This is a genomic window from Paraburkholderia sp. PREW-6R (genome assembly GCF_039621805.1).
Classification (GTDB): Bacteria; Pseudomonadota; Gammaproteobacteria; order Burkholderiales; family Burkholderiaceae; genus Paraburkholderia.
The window spans coordinates 359,777-372,168 of record NZ_CP155074.1; the positions used below are offsets into that span (position 1 = coordinate 359,777).

Genomic DNA, 12,392 nt, shown 5'->3' on the forward strand with positions numbered 1-12,392 from the left:
CACGGAGATCATTCACATGACGACGCAAACTGAAACCGCTATCCTGGCCGGCGGCTGCTTCTGGGGCATGCAGGACCTGCTGCGCCGCTATCCCGGCGTGGTGTCCACGCGTGTGGGCTACTCGGGCGGCGACGTACCCAACGCGACCTATCGCAACCACGGTACGCACGCTGAGGCGATCGAGATCGTGTTCGATCCGTCAAAGATCAGCTACCGCCAGATCCTTGAATTCTTCTTCCAGATTCACGATCCGACCACGAAGAATCGCCAGGGCAACGACGTGGGCATGAGCTACCGTTCCGCTATTTTCTACCTTGACGACGAGCAGAAACGGATTGCTGAAGACACCGTGGCCGACGTCGACGCGTCCGAGCTGTGGCCCGGCAAGGTTGTCACGGAGATTGCGGCTGCCGGCCCGTTCTGGGAAGCCGAGCCGGAACATCAGGACTATCTCGAGCGCATTCCGAACGGTTACACGTGTCACTTTGTTCGCCCGGACTGGAAGCTTCCCGTACGCCAGAGCTAAGTTCCGATTAAGTCGCCGTGAGCGGGCTGCCAGAGCGCAACGTGCTGGCTTCTGCGCAGCGCCCGTCCATGACGACGCGCGCTATGCCCCGCGTTTTTTCCCGCTCGTTGACCTGCAGGAACGCTGACATGCCCCGGCGTTCACGCGCGAATGCCCCGGTAACGGCGCAGCTGAGGCCGAGGCCCGCAGAGCCGGCCAGCTCATCGGCAGCACAAACACGAGCCGCTGTGCCGCATGCCGTACGAGCCGGCGGACTCGTCCAGTGCGCCGCCGGCGTCACCCGACAGCGACGGCGCGCCGATCACGACGCGGCGCGCCGTCGCCCCGCATTGCGGACAAGCGGCATTCTCATTGCGCTCGACGATGCGGCGCACCAGTTCAAACGCGCCGCACTCGGCGCACTCGTAGTCATAGACTGGCATATCGTTTCAGCGTGAAACCTGACAGATGGTGAGCGACACGGCCATTTGCGAGGACCGCGTGGGCCAAGGTGTGCACGTTTGAGGGGCATCGCTCACCAACATTGAACTCCGCGTTATCCCCTGTCGATTCCGTACGACAACGCAGGTATATTTGCGCTCCGATCGCGTTTGAGTCAAACGCATACCTGCCGATAACCCAAAGATTGCCTGAAAAAGTGGCTTCTGTTCAACCGATTGAACGGCCGCTCCCAAGCGCACAATGGAATCGTGCCAAATGCGCCAAGGGGGCCTGAAATGTCTTTTCGTCACGACAAGAACTACGAATTCGAAGTTGACTTGACCGACGTTGCGACGCCGGAATGGAATGCGTCATCGCCGGCCGCCGACGCCGCCAGGATGCGCGAGCTTCACCAGGCGTCCGTGTCCGTGCTGCGACTCGCCACCCGGGCTCACGATGCCGTCGCACGCGGCGATGCATTACGTGCGGAAGAAACGCGCGCGTCGCTCGAAAGGCAACTGGCGCTGACCACGCGTCTGATCGACGAAATGTTGTTCAACGATTCCGACTCGCCCATGACTCACTGACGGGCCGACCCGCCCGGCAGCCACACTGGCCGTACCGAACTTCGAACCTTCGAAAAGACTGAAATGAGCACTCTGACTGTGATTCTGTCGATCTGGACCATGCTCGCCATCTGCGCGATCCTGTTCATTCGTGGCGCGACCCCGCGTGTGGAGCGGGTAGCGGGAACGCCGGAAAGTCATCCGGCCAGTTTTTCGATCGCCAAATAAGAGCAAGGTTTTTGCAAGCAAGCGGTCTTTTCGGCAAGCGGGCGGCCGCTCGTCGACAGCCCGTTGCTGGCAGTCAGACCGTTCGCACCGGCACCCGCCGCGCAAGCGCGCACATCAGTTCATAACAGATCGTTCCCGACGCAGCCGCCACGTCGTCGATCTTCACCTGATCTCCCCAAAGCTCGACCCGCGATCCGACCCGCGCGGACGGACACGGTGTGAGATCGACCGTCAGCATATCCATCGAGACGCGGCCGACCACGCGCGTGAGCACGCCGTCGACGGCGATCGGCGTTCCAGTCGGCGCGTGCCGTGGATAACCATCCGCATATCCGCAAGCCACGACGCCCACACGCATGGGCTGCTCCGGTGCGAAGCTCCGACCGTAGCCGATCGTCTCGTGCGCATTCACATTCTGGACAGCGATGATTTCGCTATTCAGCGCCATCGCCGCGCGCAGTCCGAACTCCGCGATATGTGTTGACACGCCCGACGGCGAAGCGCCATACAGAATGATGCCGGGCCGCACCGAATCGCGATGCGCGGCGCGGTGCCACAGCACGCCGGCCGAATTGGCGACACTGCGCGGACCAGGAATGCCGCGGCTCGCCTCGTCGAAGCGGTCGAGTTGCCAGCTCACGTCGCCTTCGTCCGCATTGGCGAAGTGGGTCATGAGCGTGATGTCGCCAATCTGGCGAATGTCTTTCGCGGCCTGGTAGGCGGCCTGGAAAGCGCCGGGCGCGAAACCGAGACGGTTCATGCCGGAGTTCATTTTCAGGTGCACGTCGATACGTCCGCTGATTTGGGCGAAACGCACCAGATCGAGTTGCTCCTCGCAATGAATCGTCACATTGAGTCCGAGCCTGTCGGCCAGTTCGACGTCTTCCGGTTTGAATACACCTTCCAGCAGCAGAATCGGTTTCTGCCATCCCAACTCGCGAACGCGCACTGCTTCGTCCATGTCGAGCAATGCGATGCCGTCCGCAGCCTCCAGCGCCGGATAAATTCTCTCGATGCCGTGACCGTAAGCGTTGGCTTTGACCACTGCCCACACATGTGAGTTTGGCGCGAGCCGACGGATGACGGCGATGTTGTGAGCCACTGCTGCGGGAACGATAGAAGCGGATATGGGGCGCGGCATACGGTCGGGCAAGAAAGGAAGTGCTGAATGGCGATCGCGCGCCTGTCCCTACCCATAGCGCGCGCCGAGCTTTAATCAATGATAGTAAGGGATACGAACAGAATGGCCGGCGCACGTTGATGGTCGAAGCGTGCTCCAGCTCTACGTTGGTCCTTGAACGATCGCTATGATAATCGGCACTCGCCAGTTTTTATTATCGTATTTTCGGCTTTTTCAGTGCTTCCTGATGGCGCTCAGAGATCGAGCGTCAGCGGCTGCGATGAACCCGAATGGCCGACGAGCGGCCTGCCCACGCAGATCAGCGCATGCTCCGGTGCGACGTCGGCCTCGACCGGATCGTCGTAGGCAACGTTTCCCTGAATCACGCGAGTCGAACAGGTGCCGCAGATACCCGAGCGGCAACTCGAAGCCGCGTCAATACCGCATTTCTCGGCGAACTCAAGCAGCGTACCGTCTTTCGGCGCCCATTGGAGCGTGCGTTGCGAGCGCGAGAATGTCACTGCAACGCCAGCGCTTTGCTGCTTTGCGGCCGTGCCGGAAGAACTGGATACCGCGGGCCGGCGACTGATGCTTGCAGGACCGAATGCTTCGAAACGGATACGGTCGTCGGCTACATTCAACGCGCGCAGACCTTCGTAAAGATCGTGCATGAAGGCGTCCGGACCGCACAGATAGAAGTCGTAGTCGTCGAACGGAAGCAAGCGCTTGAGCGCGGCAATGTCGACGCGTCCTCGCAGGTGGGGTGAATCGGGATCGCCGTCACTGTTAAACAGATGCAACGACAGATTTGCATGGCGGCTCGCCAGTTCTTCAAGACGCAAGCCGAAAGGACGCTCGCTGTCGCTTCGCGCACCGTGAAAGAAATGGACTGGCCTTGCATGCGAGTCGCCTGCCGCGAATACGTGATGCAGCATCGCGAGCATCGGCGTGATGCCGATGCCCGCCGAGATGAACACCGCCGGACGCGCGCTCGATTGGTCGTAAGTGAACGCGCCGCGTGGCGTCATTGCTTCGATGGCCATGCCCGCCGCCAAATGGTCATGCAACCAGTTCGAACCGATGCCCTGACGCTTCACGCTGATCCGATACCGCCGCGTATTGCTCGCGTCGGACAGCGTGTAAGTACGAACGAGCGGCGCGGGCGCGCCGGCCACCGGCAAGCGGATCGGCAGGAACTGGCCCGGCTCGAACGCGGGCAACGGAGAGCCGTCGACTGATTCGAAATAGAACGAGCGGATAGATGGCGTCTCGTCATGCACTTCGGCAACCCGCAGTGTCTTCCATGCAGACGCGGCTACGCCGCTTGCTGGTTTTTGCGCAGCGAACTGTGGCGCGTACTCCACCGCGGACCAGCGAAACGGCAGCACGCGCTGGCTGCGCCGTACATCTGTAATGTGAAAGCGCACGAGTCTTTCCGCGAGCGCAAATTCTGCCAGTTCCGGGCCTTCCCAGATGATTTCGGCCAGCGCCGCAATGTACAGCAGATCCCCGCTGTCGAAGTCGACGAATAGCAAACCGGCTCGCGGCGCGTGCGTGAGATTGCCCAGTGTGTTGAAGAAACGGTTGCCGCCGAAATCCGGTGTGGTCAACGTGGTCGCATTGTCGACGCGAACAAAGCCCGGCATGCCGCCACGATGCGACACGTCGACGCCGCGTGCGAGTCGTGCGTCGTCCGCAAGATTCGCGCTGGCGATAAAGAACGTGTCGGCGCGCGCGAGCAGTGCGCGATCCGTCTCGCTCAGCTCGGTCGCATGCTCGACTTTGCCATGAATAGCGGCGGCGTCGCGTGCAATGAATTGCGGCTGACGACCTTGAATGTACTTCGCGCAGTTGCCGAAGCTTTGCAACACGTTAAGCGTTATCGCACGGCCATTCACTGAAGACACCACCCCGTTCACCCGGTTGCGGCGACGCGTATGCGGTTGCAACCCCAGCCCGCCAATCCATGCGCCTTCATGCCAGCTTCCCGCGAGCGGATCGCCAGGCAGTGCGCCACCGTCGATTCGCAGCGTGTTGGCGTCCGGTGACGACACGAAGCCTGGCTCACCGACACGTACTGTGGCCCACGGTTGCCCGCTCGCATCGACGCCGCCGAACACCATGAACGGTTGCTCGGAGAAGAACTTCCGGTGCTGCTCCGGCATATAGCGCCGGATACCGCGGCGGCCCATGGTGTCCGCTTCTTCCGCCACGCCCGCACGCCGCTGTACGGCGATTTCCGCCCCGTGAAACGGCGACGCTTCCGCGCCCCGACCGGTGGTGTCGATGACAGAAGATACGGACATGGCGGCCTCTCAATGGCAATACGCGTGGACACCGGTCCACGCTCGGGGACTTTACGCGGCGAGCAGGCCTGCTTTGGTCGACGGCATGGCCACGAATCGCGGCAGTGCTTCGACGCGGCGCAGCCATGCACGGATGTTCGGGTAGGGGTCGAGCGATACGCCGCCTTCCGGCGCGTGCGCAATGTATGTGTGCGCCGCGATGTCGGCGATCGTCACCTGCTCGCCGGCCGCAAAGGACTTGTCGGCAAGTTCGCGATCCAGTACGTCGAACAGCTTGACCGCGATTTTTTGCGCGGTTTCGAGATGCAGCGGCGCGTTGAATACGGTGACAAGACGCGCGGAGCACGGACCGTAAGCAATCGGGCCGGCGGCGAGCGACAGCCAGCGTTGCACCGCCGCCGCGCCCAATGCATCTTCCGGCAACCACGACGGATCACCGTACCGTTTGGCGAGGTACACCAGAATCGCGTTCGAATCGAACAGCACGGTGTCGCCGTCCTCGATGGTCGGCACCTGGCCGAAAGGATTCAGTTGCAGGTATTCCGGACGACGGTTGTCCCCGGCAGCCATATTCAGTTCAACCACTTCCAACGGCAGGTCGAGCAGCGTGAGAAACAGCTTCACGCGATGACCGTGCCCGGAAAGCAGCGTGGTATGCAGGCGAATGGGTTGGGTAGGTTTGGCGGTGGGCATCGAAGCAGTCCTTGAAAGTTGCAGCGGGTGGGCGACGGAGTAGATGCAGCGTAACGTTCACCGCATCGCGCGGGAAGACTGCTAAGCTTCGAAACATAGTCAATCGAAAGTGAACAATTAGCCATGGCGGATGTGCGCGATGTCAATTTGAACCGGCTCACGGTTTTTGTCGCGGTCGTAGAAGCGGGCTCCCTGACGGCGGCTGCGGGGAGGCTGGGGCTCGCGAAGGCAATGGTCAGCGCTCACATCCAGCGGCTCGAGCGCGAGGTCGGCGCAAGCCTGCTGGTGCGCACCACACGGCAACTGAAGGTGACCGAAAGCGGTCGCGCGTTCTACGACGCGAGCTGCCGGATTCTGCAGGCGACGGAAGAGGCGCTGTCAGCGGTCTCGGGCGCGAGTGCGCCGGTGCGTGGCACGTTGCGCGTGAGCGCGCCAAACGACTACGGCACGCTCGTCGTTACGCCGGCGCTGGTCGAGCTTCGCGCGGCGTATCCGGAACTCGACGTCGAACTGATTTGCAATGACCGTTACGTGGACCTGATCGCGGAGGGCATCGATATCGCCATCCGGCTGGGACGGCTAGCCGATTCGAATTATCGGGCCGTCAGGATCGGCGGTCTTGTCAAATGGCTCGTGGCGAGCCCCGCTTTCGTGGAGAAGTGGGGCAAACCGCGCTCGCCGGCCACATTGGCGAAGTGGCCCTTCATCGTGCAGTCGGTGTTGCCGCACCCGCTGACGCTTGATTTGCAGCGCGCCAACGGCGGCACGAAGAGCGTGCGGTGCAGCGGCGCGCTGGTCGTCAATACCGCCGACGCCGCGCGTGCCGCCGTGCTCGCAGGCGGAGGATTCGGTCTGCTGACGGATTTTTCGATTGCGGCAGATGTCGGAGCCGGTCGCCTCGTGCGTCTGCTGCCGGACTGGGCAACCGCGCCCGCCGGCATTCACGCGGTCTACCCGCCGACCAGCTACCCGTCCGCGAAAGTACGGGCTTTGATCGGCGTCCTCAAGGCGCGACTCGCCGTTTCCGCGTGAGGCGCCGTGGGTACGGCCGCGCATGAACGGTGCGCAAGGAGCGAGCGAACGTGCACCTTTGCGACGCTTTGGGGCTGTGCCCAATTGGCCTGTGCACAGCGGGACGACCTTCGTCGCTATAGTGGCGGCATCTTCATGTAAGGATGAGTGCCGTCATGCTGAATCCGCGCGCTCCTGAACACTATGCCGCTTAATCCCGCTTCGCCCCTTGCCCGCCTGATGACTGCGCCGGTTCGACCCGGCACCGTGACCTGGCTCGGACTCAGACCGACGCGTCGTGCAGCGCTGACTCCCGTCGAAACCGTCGAAGCGCATCCTGAGCACGGTCTCGCCGGCGACCATTACGGACGTGCGCGTGGAGCAAGGCAGGTCACACTGATCGAAGCAGAGAGCCTGGCTGCCATTGCCAGTCACCTCGGCCGGGCTGAGGCCTCGCCGTTCGATCTGCGAAGAAACATCGTGACATCGGGTATCAACCTCAACGCATTCAAAGGGCGGCGCTTCAGGATCGGCGAAGCGATTCTCGAAGCGACCGGCGAATGCCATCCGTGTTCGCGTATGGAAGAGGTGCTTGGCGTCGGTGGTTATAACGCGGTACGCGGATTCGGCGGGATTACCGCACGAGTGATCGCGGGAGGGACGATTGCGCTGCTCAGTCAGATCATTCCGGTTGGATGATGGTGTAGGCGGTGAACCGGAGCGCCGCGGGCTCAGGCGCAGTAGGTCTGGTTGGGTTCATCGGGCATGGCGGTTGTGCCGGGTGGTACGCGATTTGCTATAAGCGGTTGTTTTCATCGCAAGCTGTCATCCATGACCCGAACACCGTCTACTTGCCAAAGGTGGAGTGCCCGCGAGGTGCGGGTATTGCATAAGATGCCGCGCGTGCTCGTCGTCGACGACAACGCCGGTGCTGCGGAAGCGCTCGCCACTTATCTCTCTTACGAGGGCGTCGAAGCCCGCGCGGCCGTTGGCTGCACGGAGGCGCTTCGCTGTGTGAAGGACTGGGTGCCAGATGTCGTCGTGCTCGACATCATGATGCCGGAGCGCGATGGCTACGAAACCGCCAGCGCGCTTCGCAGCTATCTGCCGACACAGAGTCTCGGCATTGTTGCCTTCACGTCGCTGGACGAGGATCACGTCAGGGAAACCGGCACGGCGCGTCACAATTTCGACGGTTATTGCCAGAAAGGCACGGCGCCCACAGCGCTGCTCGCGCTAATGCGCAACATTTGGCGCGAGTGACGCGGCGAAGGAAAAGTGCGACACAGTGTCGCGGGAAGCTGCGTCACTCTATGCACGCGTGGTCGCAAAACGACACGTCAGGAGCCTGGTTGCATGAACCGCTGAGCCAGCTCAGGCTGCCTTGATGTAACCGGACTCCTCGTCGGCAATCTGTTTCAGGATCGCTTCCATTAGCCCAGGAAAACGCGCATCGAGATCGGCGCGCCGTAACGAATTCTGATGCACGGTCCCCGCCACGCGCGTGCGGACAAGTCCCGCTTCGCGCAGGATCCGGAAGTGATGCGACACGCTCGACTTCGGCCGGCCGCCGTCGAGATCGCCGCACGTCGCCTCTTCAACCGTCGATAAACGCCGCACGATCTCCAGACGGACCGGATCGCTAAGGGCATGGAAAAGCCGCCCGAGCGTGAAGTCCTCGGCGGCGGGATGGGTATAGGTGCGCATTCAGCAAATGATAAAGGTTTCTGCGATACTCCGTACTTCGATGTTTATCGAACTACCGTACAAGCTTATACACAGGAGTCTAGCTCGATGTCCGCATTATTCCAGCCTTACAAGCTCAAGGATGTGTCCTTGCGCAACCGGATCGCCATCCCGCCGATGTGCCAGTACACCGCCGAAGACGGTCTGATCAACGACTGGCATCGCGTGCACCTTGCTGGCCTCGCGCGTGGCGGCGCCGGGCTGGTGATCGTCGAGGCAACGGCGGTTTCGCCGGAAGGACGCATTACGCCGGGCTGCGCCGGCCTCTGGAACGACGAGCAGGCGCAGGCCTTCGCGCCGGTCGTCGCGTCGATCAAGGCGGCCGGTGCGGTGCCCGGCATCCAGATCGGTCACGCGGGGCGCAAGGCAAGCGCCAACCGTCCGTGGGAAGGCGACGACCACATCGCCGACGGCGACAGCCGCGGCTGGCAAACCATTGCGCCCTCGGCGATCGCATTCGGCGGTGGCCTGCCGAAAGTCCCCAAAGCGATGACGCTGGAGGACATCGCCCGGGTTCGCGAAGACTTCGTGGCTGCGGCAAAGCGCGCGCGCGACGCCGGTTTTGAGTGGCTCGAACTGCATTTCGCGCACGGCTACCTCGGCCAGAGCTTTTTCTCGACGCACTCCAACCAGCGCGACGACGCTTACGGCGGCAGCCTGGATAACCGCAGCCGCTTTCTGCTCGAAACGCTGGCGGCGGTGCGCAAGGTTTGGCCGGAGCATCTGCCGCTGACCGCGCGTTTTGGTGTGATCGAGTATGACGGCCGCGACGAGGAAACGCTCGCGGAGTCGATCGAACTGGCGAAAAACTTCAAGCGTGAAGGCCTCGACATGCTGAGCGTCAGCGTCGGTTTTTCCACGCCGACGGCCGCGATTCCGTGGGCTCCGGCGTTCCTCGCGCCCATCGCGCAACGCGTGCGCCGCGAAGCCGGTTTGCCGGTGTCGTCGGCGTGGGGCATCGATACGCCTGAACTGGCCGACCAGTCGGTGAAGAACGAACAGCTCGATCTCGTGATGGTGGGCCGCGCGCATCTGGCCGATCCTCACTGGCCGTATCACGCGGCGAAAAAGCTTGGCATCGAGCGCCCGTCGTGGACGCTGCCCGCGCCATACGCGCATTGGCTGGAACGTTACAAGGTCGCGTAACGCTGACGCTGACGCGCGTCGAGGAGTTTTGCCGGGCGGGGTGGCTTGCCGGGTGAACTCCCATGGCGAACTGACAAGGCGAACTGCCAAGGCGAACTGCCAAGGCGAACTGCCAAGGCGAACTGCTAAGGCAGACTGCAGGGCAGTCGCCCTCGGCGCACAGTCGTTGCTCGTCACCTTGCTGTATTGACAGGCCGTTTGCCCGCGAATAACGCTCGCCGGGCAAACGGTTTTTTATTGTGTGTCCATATCAGCTTCCATCTTGCCTGCCGTCGCGCGCTACGCTGACTGCAGCGCCCGCACCATCGCCCGCCCCAAAGCTCTGCCACTCAGCCATGCACCCTCGACGCGGCCGCCGTTGAGCCAGTCGCCGCACATGCCCAGTCCATCGGCTTCGCGCCATACATAGCCTGGCGCGGGATCGCCGTCGGGCGCGACATTCGCGTGTGCCCAGCGATGCGCGGTCCATGCTGCTGGCGGCGGACCGCCGCATTGCGCGAACGCGTCGAGCAGGTCGGCCGCCACCCGGGCAGCGGGCGTATCCCAATGCGCATCGCTCCATTCGGCGGAGGCATGCAGCAACCACGTCTCGCGGCCTGTGCGCCCAGGTTTGCTGCTATCACGCGCGATCCAGCGTAGCGGTCCGTCATTGACGAACGCAGCGTCGAAGGGCAACGGTACGCGCTCGTCGAACCGCAGCATCAACGCCCAGCATGCGCGCATGACCGTGCCGCGCGCGATCGCCTCGAGTTCGGGCGATGGCGCGTGCAGCAGTGGCGCCGCCTGAGGGGCTGGCAGCGCGAGCACGACGGCGTCGAAGGTTTCCTCGATCGCACCGTGCTCGGTCGACGAAAGGCGCCAGCCGTGCGCGTCACGCCACATTTTCCCGATCGTGCAATGCGTGGTCAGCGGCAGCGCGTCTGCGAGCCACCGCGCCGGCGCACTCATGCTCGGTGTGCCGACAAACCGCTCGATGCGCCTGGTCTGCCTGCCAGCATTCGGTTCGTCAGGCTGGCTTTGCTGGTTCGGCTCGTTCAGCACGGCGACGCGCGCGGGCCACGCCGCGGCCGCGCCGGCGTGCTGCCAGCGCGCCACTTCGGCCTGAAACGCGTCATCACGCGCAGTGAAGTACTGCGCGCCGTGATCGCACTGCCAGTCATTCTCTTGCCGGGCGCTCATACGGCCGCCAGGCCCGCAGTAACGGTCGAACAGACGCACGCGGCGACCGGCGTCCCGAAGTGTCATTGCGCAGGACAAGCCGGCGATGCCGGCGCCGACGATTGCAATGCACGGGCGGGAATCAGAGCTGTTCACGATGCGTTCGACCTGACATGAGGATATGGGTTGTCCGATCCGGACAAAAGGTAATCACCGCTTCCTGGTGTAACGGATTCGGGGACTGCGCAAGCAAAAAAACCTTCCCTGAATCTCATTTAAGCATGAACACCGACGATCTCGAAAGCATGGTGCGTCAGAAAAATCGTTTCAATCGTCGGCATTGAAACGATTTATGTGTCAAAGTGTTGCGTATCGTGTATGCTTGAATCGGAATTTGACGAGGAGAAGGTTTCATGGTGACTTCATCGGAAGATAAAGCCCCGGTTCGGCAAGGCTATAGAAGTGGTGAAGCGGCGCGTCTGGCCAAGATGCCCGTCACGACCTTGCGGATCTGGGAACGGCGGTATGGCGTCGTCGGGCCGGCGAAAACCGCGTCTGGCCAGCGGCTCTACACAGAGGACGACGTGCGGCGACTCACGCTGATCAAGCTGCTCGTCAGCCGTGGTCATGCGATCGGCGCGATTGCGCGGCTCGATCGTGAGCAGTTGCAGTTTCTCGCGTCCAGCAGCGGTCGCGAAACAGGCGGCACGGCGGAATTCGGCTTCAATGACTCGATGCAAATCCGGCTGGCACTCGTCGGCGGGGCGCTGGTGCAACGGTTGAAGGGTTCGGGCGTGGACTTGCGGCCCTACGGCGTCACTGAATTGATCGGTTTTGCTGATGTGGCCGAGGCCATGGGCGCTCACGCTGAGCCAGGCTCGCCGCGCGAGTCGCGTGATTCCGTGGATGGGCTGCTCGTGAGCGTCGACTCGTTGCAGGAGGACACCGCGGCGCAAATCATCGGGCTCGGCGACACACTGCGTGTCAAAGCCATTGCAGTGGTCTATAGCTTCGGCACCGGGCCGGCCACGGAAATTTTGCGTGTGGCCGGCGTGCGCCTGTATCGCGAGCCCGACAGCCGCACCGAATTCCGTCAGATGCTCGGCGACCTTTGCGAGCGCGTGCGCATCCAGGAGCGAACAGGGGACGACGCGGTGTGGTCGCGCGTGCGCCGTCGTTACGACGACCGCGAACTGGAAGAGATTGCGGCTCGCTCGTCGACGATCACGTGCGAATGTCCGCGCCATCTGGCCGAACTGGTCATGAAGCTGTCCGCGTTCGAACGCTATAGCGACGAATGCACGTCCCGTTCTGCGCAGGATGCAGCGCTGCACCGCTACCTCGGCGACGTCAGCAACCGGGCCTGTGCGATGGTCGAAGCGGCGCTCGAACGGGTGGCGCGCGAAGAAGGCTGGTTCGCCGCGGCGCGCACGACGGCGGTGACCGAAGATTCGACTGCAGACGGCGAGTAG

14 protein-coding genes are annotated in these 12,392 nt (G+C 62.8%); 8 read left to right on the plus strand and 6 right to left on the minus strand.

The features are described from left to right. Positions 1–16: 16 nt before the first annotated feature. Positions 17–526, plus strand: a complete 510-nt coding sequence (gene msrA / locus AAGS40_RS16930; RefSeq protein WP_345815939.1) for a peptide-methionine (S)-S-oxide reductase MsrA — start codon at positions 17–19, stop codon at positions 524–526. A gap of 200 nt (positions 527–726) precedes the next feature. Here msrA and AAGS40_RS16935 read toward each other — a convergent pair whose 3' ends face one another. Next, positions 727–948 carry a zinc ribbon domain-containing protein gene (locus AAGS40_RS16935; protein ID WP_345815940.1) on the minus strand — a complete coding sequence of 74 codons (222 nt, stop codon included), beginning with the start codon at positions 946–948 and terminating at the stop codon, positions 727–729. Positions 949–1,242: 294 nt separating this feature from the next. Between AAGS40_RS16935 and AAGS40_RS16940 the strand changes: the two genes are divergently transcribed. After that, complete coding sequence (locus AAGS40_RS16940) at positions 1,243–1,533, plus strand: hypothetical protein (protein ID WP_345815941.1); 291 nt, start codon at positions 1,243–1,245, stop codon at positions 1,531–1,533. Between the two features lie 63 nt (positions 1,534–1,596). Beyond that, positions 1,597–1,740: a hypothetical protein gene (locus AAGS40_RS16945; protein ID WP_345815942.1), complete on the plus strand. Its 144-nt coding sequence runs from the start codon at positions 1,597–1,599 to the stop codon at positions 1,738–1,740. Between the two features lie 73 nt (positions 1,741–1,813). Here AAGS40_RS16945 and alr read toward each other — a convergent pair whose 3' ends face one another. The 3 genes from alr to AAGS40_RS16960 all read right to left on the minus strand — a co-directional run bounded on the left by alr (position 1,814) and on the right by AAGS40_RS16960 (position 5,859). Next, the gene (alr, locus tag AAGS40_RS16950) at positions 1,814–2,881 is read right to left on the minus strand and encodes an alanine racemase (protein WP_345815943.1); all 1,068 of its coding nucleotides are present in this window, start codon (positions 2,879–2,881) and stop codon (positions 1,814–1,816) included. A 233-nt stretch (positions 2,882–3,114) separates the two neighbouring features. After that, entirely contained in the window at positions 3,115–5,166 is a 2,052-nt protein-coding gene (locus tag AAGS40_RS16955; protein WP_345815944.1) for a pyridoxamine 5'-phosphate oxidase family protein, read from the minus strand. 51 nt (positions 5,167–5,217) lie between these two features. Further along, positions 5,218–5,859: a glutathione S-transferase gene (locus tag AAGS40_RS16960; RefSeq protein ID WP_345815945.1), complete on the minus strand. Its 642-nt coding sequence runs from the start codon at positions 5,857–5,859 to the stop codon at positions 5,218–5,220. A 123-nt stretch (positions 5,860–5,982) separates the two neighbouring features. On the opposite strand from AAGS40_RS16960, the gene AAGS40_RS16965 reads away from it, so the two are divergent. The 3 genes from AAGS40_RS16965 to AAGS40_RS16975 all read left to right on the plus strand — a co-directional run bounded on the left by AAGS40_RS16965 (position 5,983) and on the right by AAGS40_RS16975 (position 8,133). Continuing rightward, positions 5,983–6,891: a LysR family transcriptional regulator gene (locus AAGS40_RS16965; RefSeq protein ID WP_345815946.1), complete on the plus strand. Its 909-nt coding sequence runs from the start codon at positions 5,983–5,985 to the stop codon at positions 6,889–6,891. Between the two features lie 183 nt (positions 6,892–7,074). Then, positions 7,075–7,569, plus strand: coding sequence for an MOSC domain-containing protein (locus AAGS40_RS16970; protein WP_345815947.1), 495 nt, complete (start codon positions 7,075–7,077; stop codon positions 7,567–7,569). 132 nt (positions 7,570–7,701) lie between these two features. Then, positions 7,702–8,133 (plus strand): response regulator, encoded by a 432-nt coding sequence (locus AAGS40_RS16975; RefSeq protein ID WP_345816601.1) that lies wholly within the window; start codon positions 7,702–7,704, stop codon positions 8,131–8,133. 111 nt (positions 8,134–8,244) lie between these two features. Here the strand turns inward: AAGS40_RS16975 and AAGS40_RS16980 are convergent, their stop codons facing one another. Continuing rightward, entirely contained in the window at positions 8,245–8,577 is a 333-nt protein-coding gene (locus AAGS40_RS16980) for a helix-turn-helix domain-containing protein (protein WP_345815948.1), read from the minus strand. A gap of 87 nt (positions 8,578–8,664) precedes the next feature. On the opposite strand from AAGS40_RS16980, the gene AAGS40_RS16985 reads away from it, so the two are divergent. Beyond that, positions 8,665–9,762: an NADH:flavin oxidoreductase/NADH oxidase gene (locus AAGS40_RS16985; RefSeq protein ID WP_345815949.1), complete on the plus strand. Its 1,098-nt coding sequence runs from the start codon at positions 8,665–8,667 to the stop codon at positions 9,760–9,762. 279 nt (positions 9,763–10,041) lie between these two features. Here AAGS40_RS16985 and AAGS40_RS16990 read toward each other — a convergent pair whose 3' ends face one another. Further along, entirely contained in the window at positions 10,042–11,007 is a 966-nt protein-coding gene (locus AAGS40_RS16990; RefSeq protein ID WP_345816602.1) for an FAD-dependent oxidoreductase, read from the minus strand. Between the two features lie 326 nt (positions 11,008–11,333). On the opposite strand from AAGS40_RS16990, the gene AAGS40_RS16995 reads away from it, so the two are divergent. Next, complete coding sequence (locus AAGS40_RS16995; protein ID WP_345815950.1) at positions 11,334–12,392, plus strand: MerR family transcriptional regulator; 1,059 nt, start codon at positions 11,334–11,336, stop codon at positions 12,390–12,392.

Bases quoted from the DNA above. Each gene is read 5' to 3' on its own strand.
- AAGS40_RS16955 (WP_345815944.1), bottom strand. From the start codon at position 5,166: ATGTCCGTATCTTCTGTCATCGACACCACCGGTCGGGGCGCGGAAGCG.
- AAGS40_RS16965 (WP_345815946.1), top strand. From the start codon at position 5,983: ATGGCGGATGTGCGCGATGTCAATTTGAACCGGCTCACGGTTTTTGTC.
- AAGS40_RS16995 (WP_345815950.1), top strand. From the start codon at position 11,334: ATGGTGACTTCATCGGAAGATAAAGCCCCGGTTCGGCAAGGCTATAGA.
- AAGS40_RS16980 (WP_345815948.1), bottom strand. From the start codon at position 8,577: ATGCGCACCTATACCCATCCCGCCGCCGAGGACTTCACGCTCGGGCGG.
- AAGS40_RS16990 (WP_345816602.1), bottom strand. From the start codon at position 11,007: ATGACACTTCGGGACGCCGGTCGCCGCGTGCGTCTGTTCGACCGTTAC.
- AAGS40_RS16935 (WP_345815940.1), bottom strand. From the start codon at position 948: ATGCCAGTCTATGACTACGAGTGCGCCGAGTGCGGCGCGTTTGAACTG.
- AAGS40_RS16940 (WP_345815941.1), top strand. From the start codon at position 1,243: ATGTCTTTTCGTCACGACAAGAACTACGAATTCGAAGTTGACTTGACC.
- AAGS40_RS16960 (WP_345815945.1), bottom strand. From the start codon at position 5,859: ATGCCCACCGCCAAACCTACCCAACCCATTCGCCTGCATACCACGCTG.
- msrA (WP_345815939.1), top strand. From the start codon at position 17: ATGACGACGCAAACTGAAACCGCTATCCTGGCCGGCGGCTGCTTCTGG.
- AAGS40_RS16945 (WP_345815942.1), top strand. From the start codon at position 1,597: ATGAGCACTCTGACTGTGATTCTGTCGATCTGGACCATGCTCGCCATC.
- alr (WP_345815943.1), bottom strand. From the start codon at position 2,881: ATGCCGCGCCCCATATCCGCTTCTATCGTTCCCGCAGCAGTGGCTCAC.
- AAGS40_RS16975 (WP_345816601.1), top strand. From the start codon at position 7,702: ATGACCCGAACACCGTCTACTTGCCAAAGGTGGAGTGCCCGCGAGGTG.
- AAGS40_RS16985 (WP_345815949.1), top strand. From the start codon at position 8,665: ATGTCCGCATTATTCCAGCCTTACAAGCTCAAGGATGTGTCCTTGCGC.
- AAGS40_RS16970 (WP_345815947.1), top strand. From the start codon at position 7,075: ATGCCGCTTAATCCCGCTTCGCCCCTTGCCCGCCTGATGACTGCGCCG.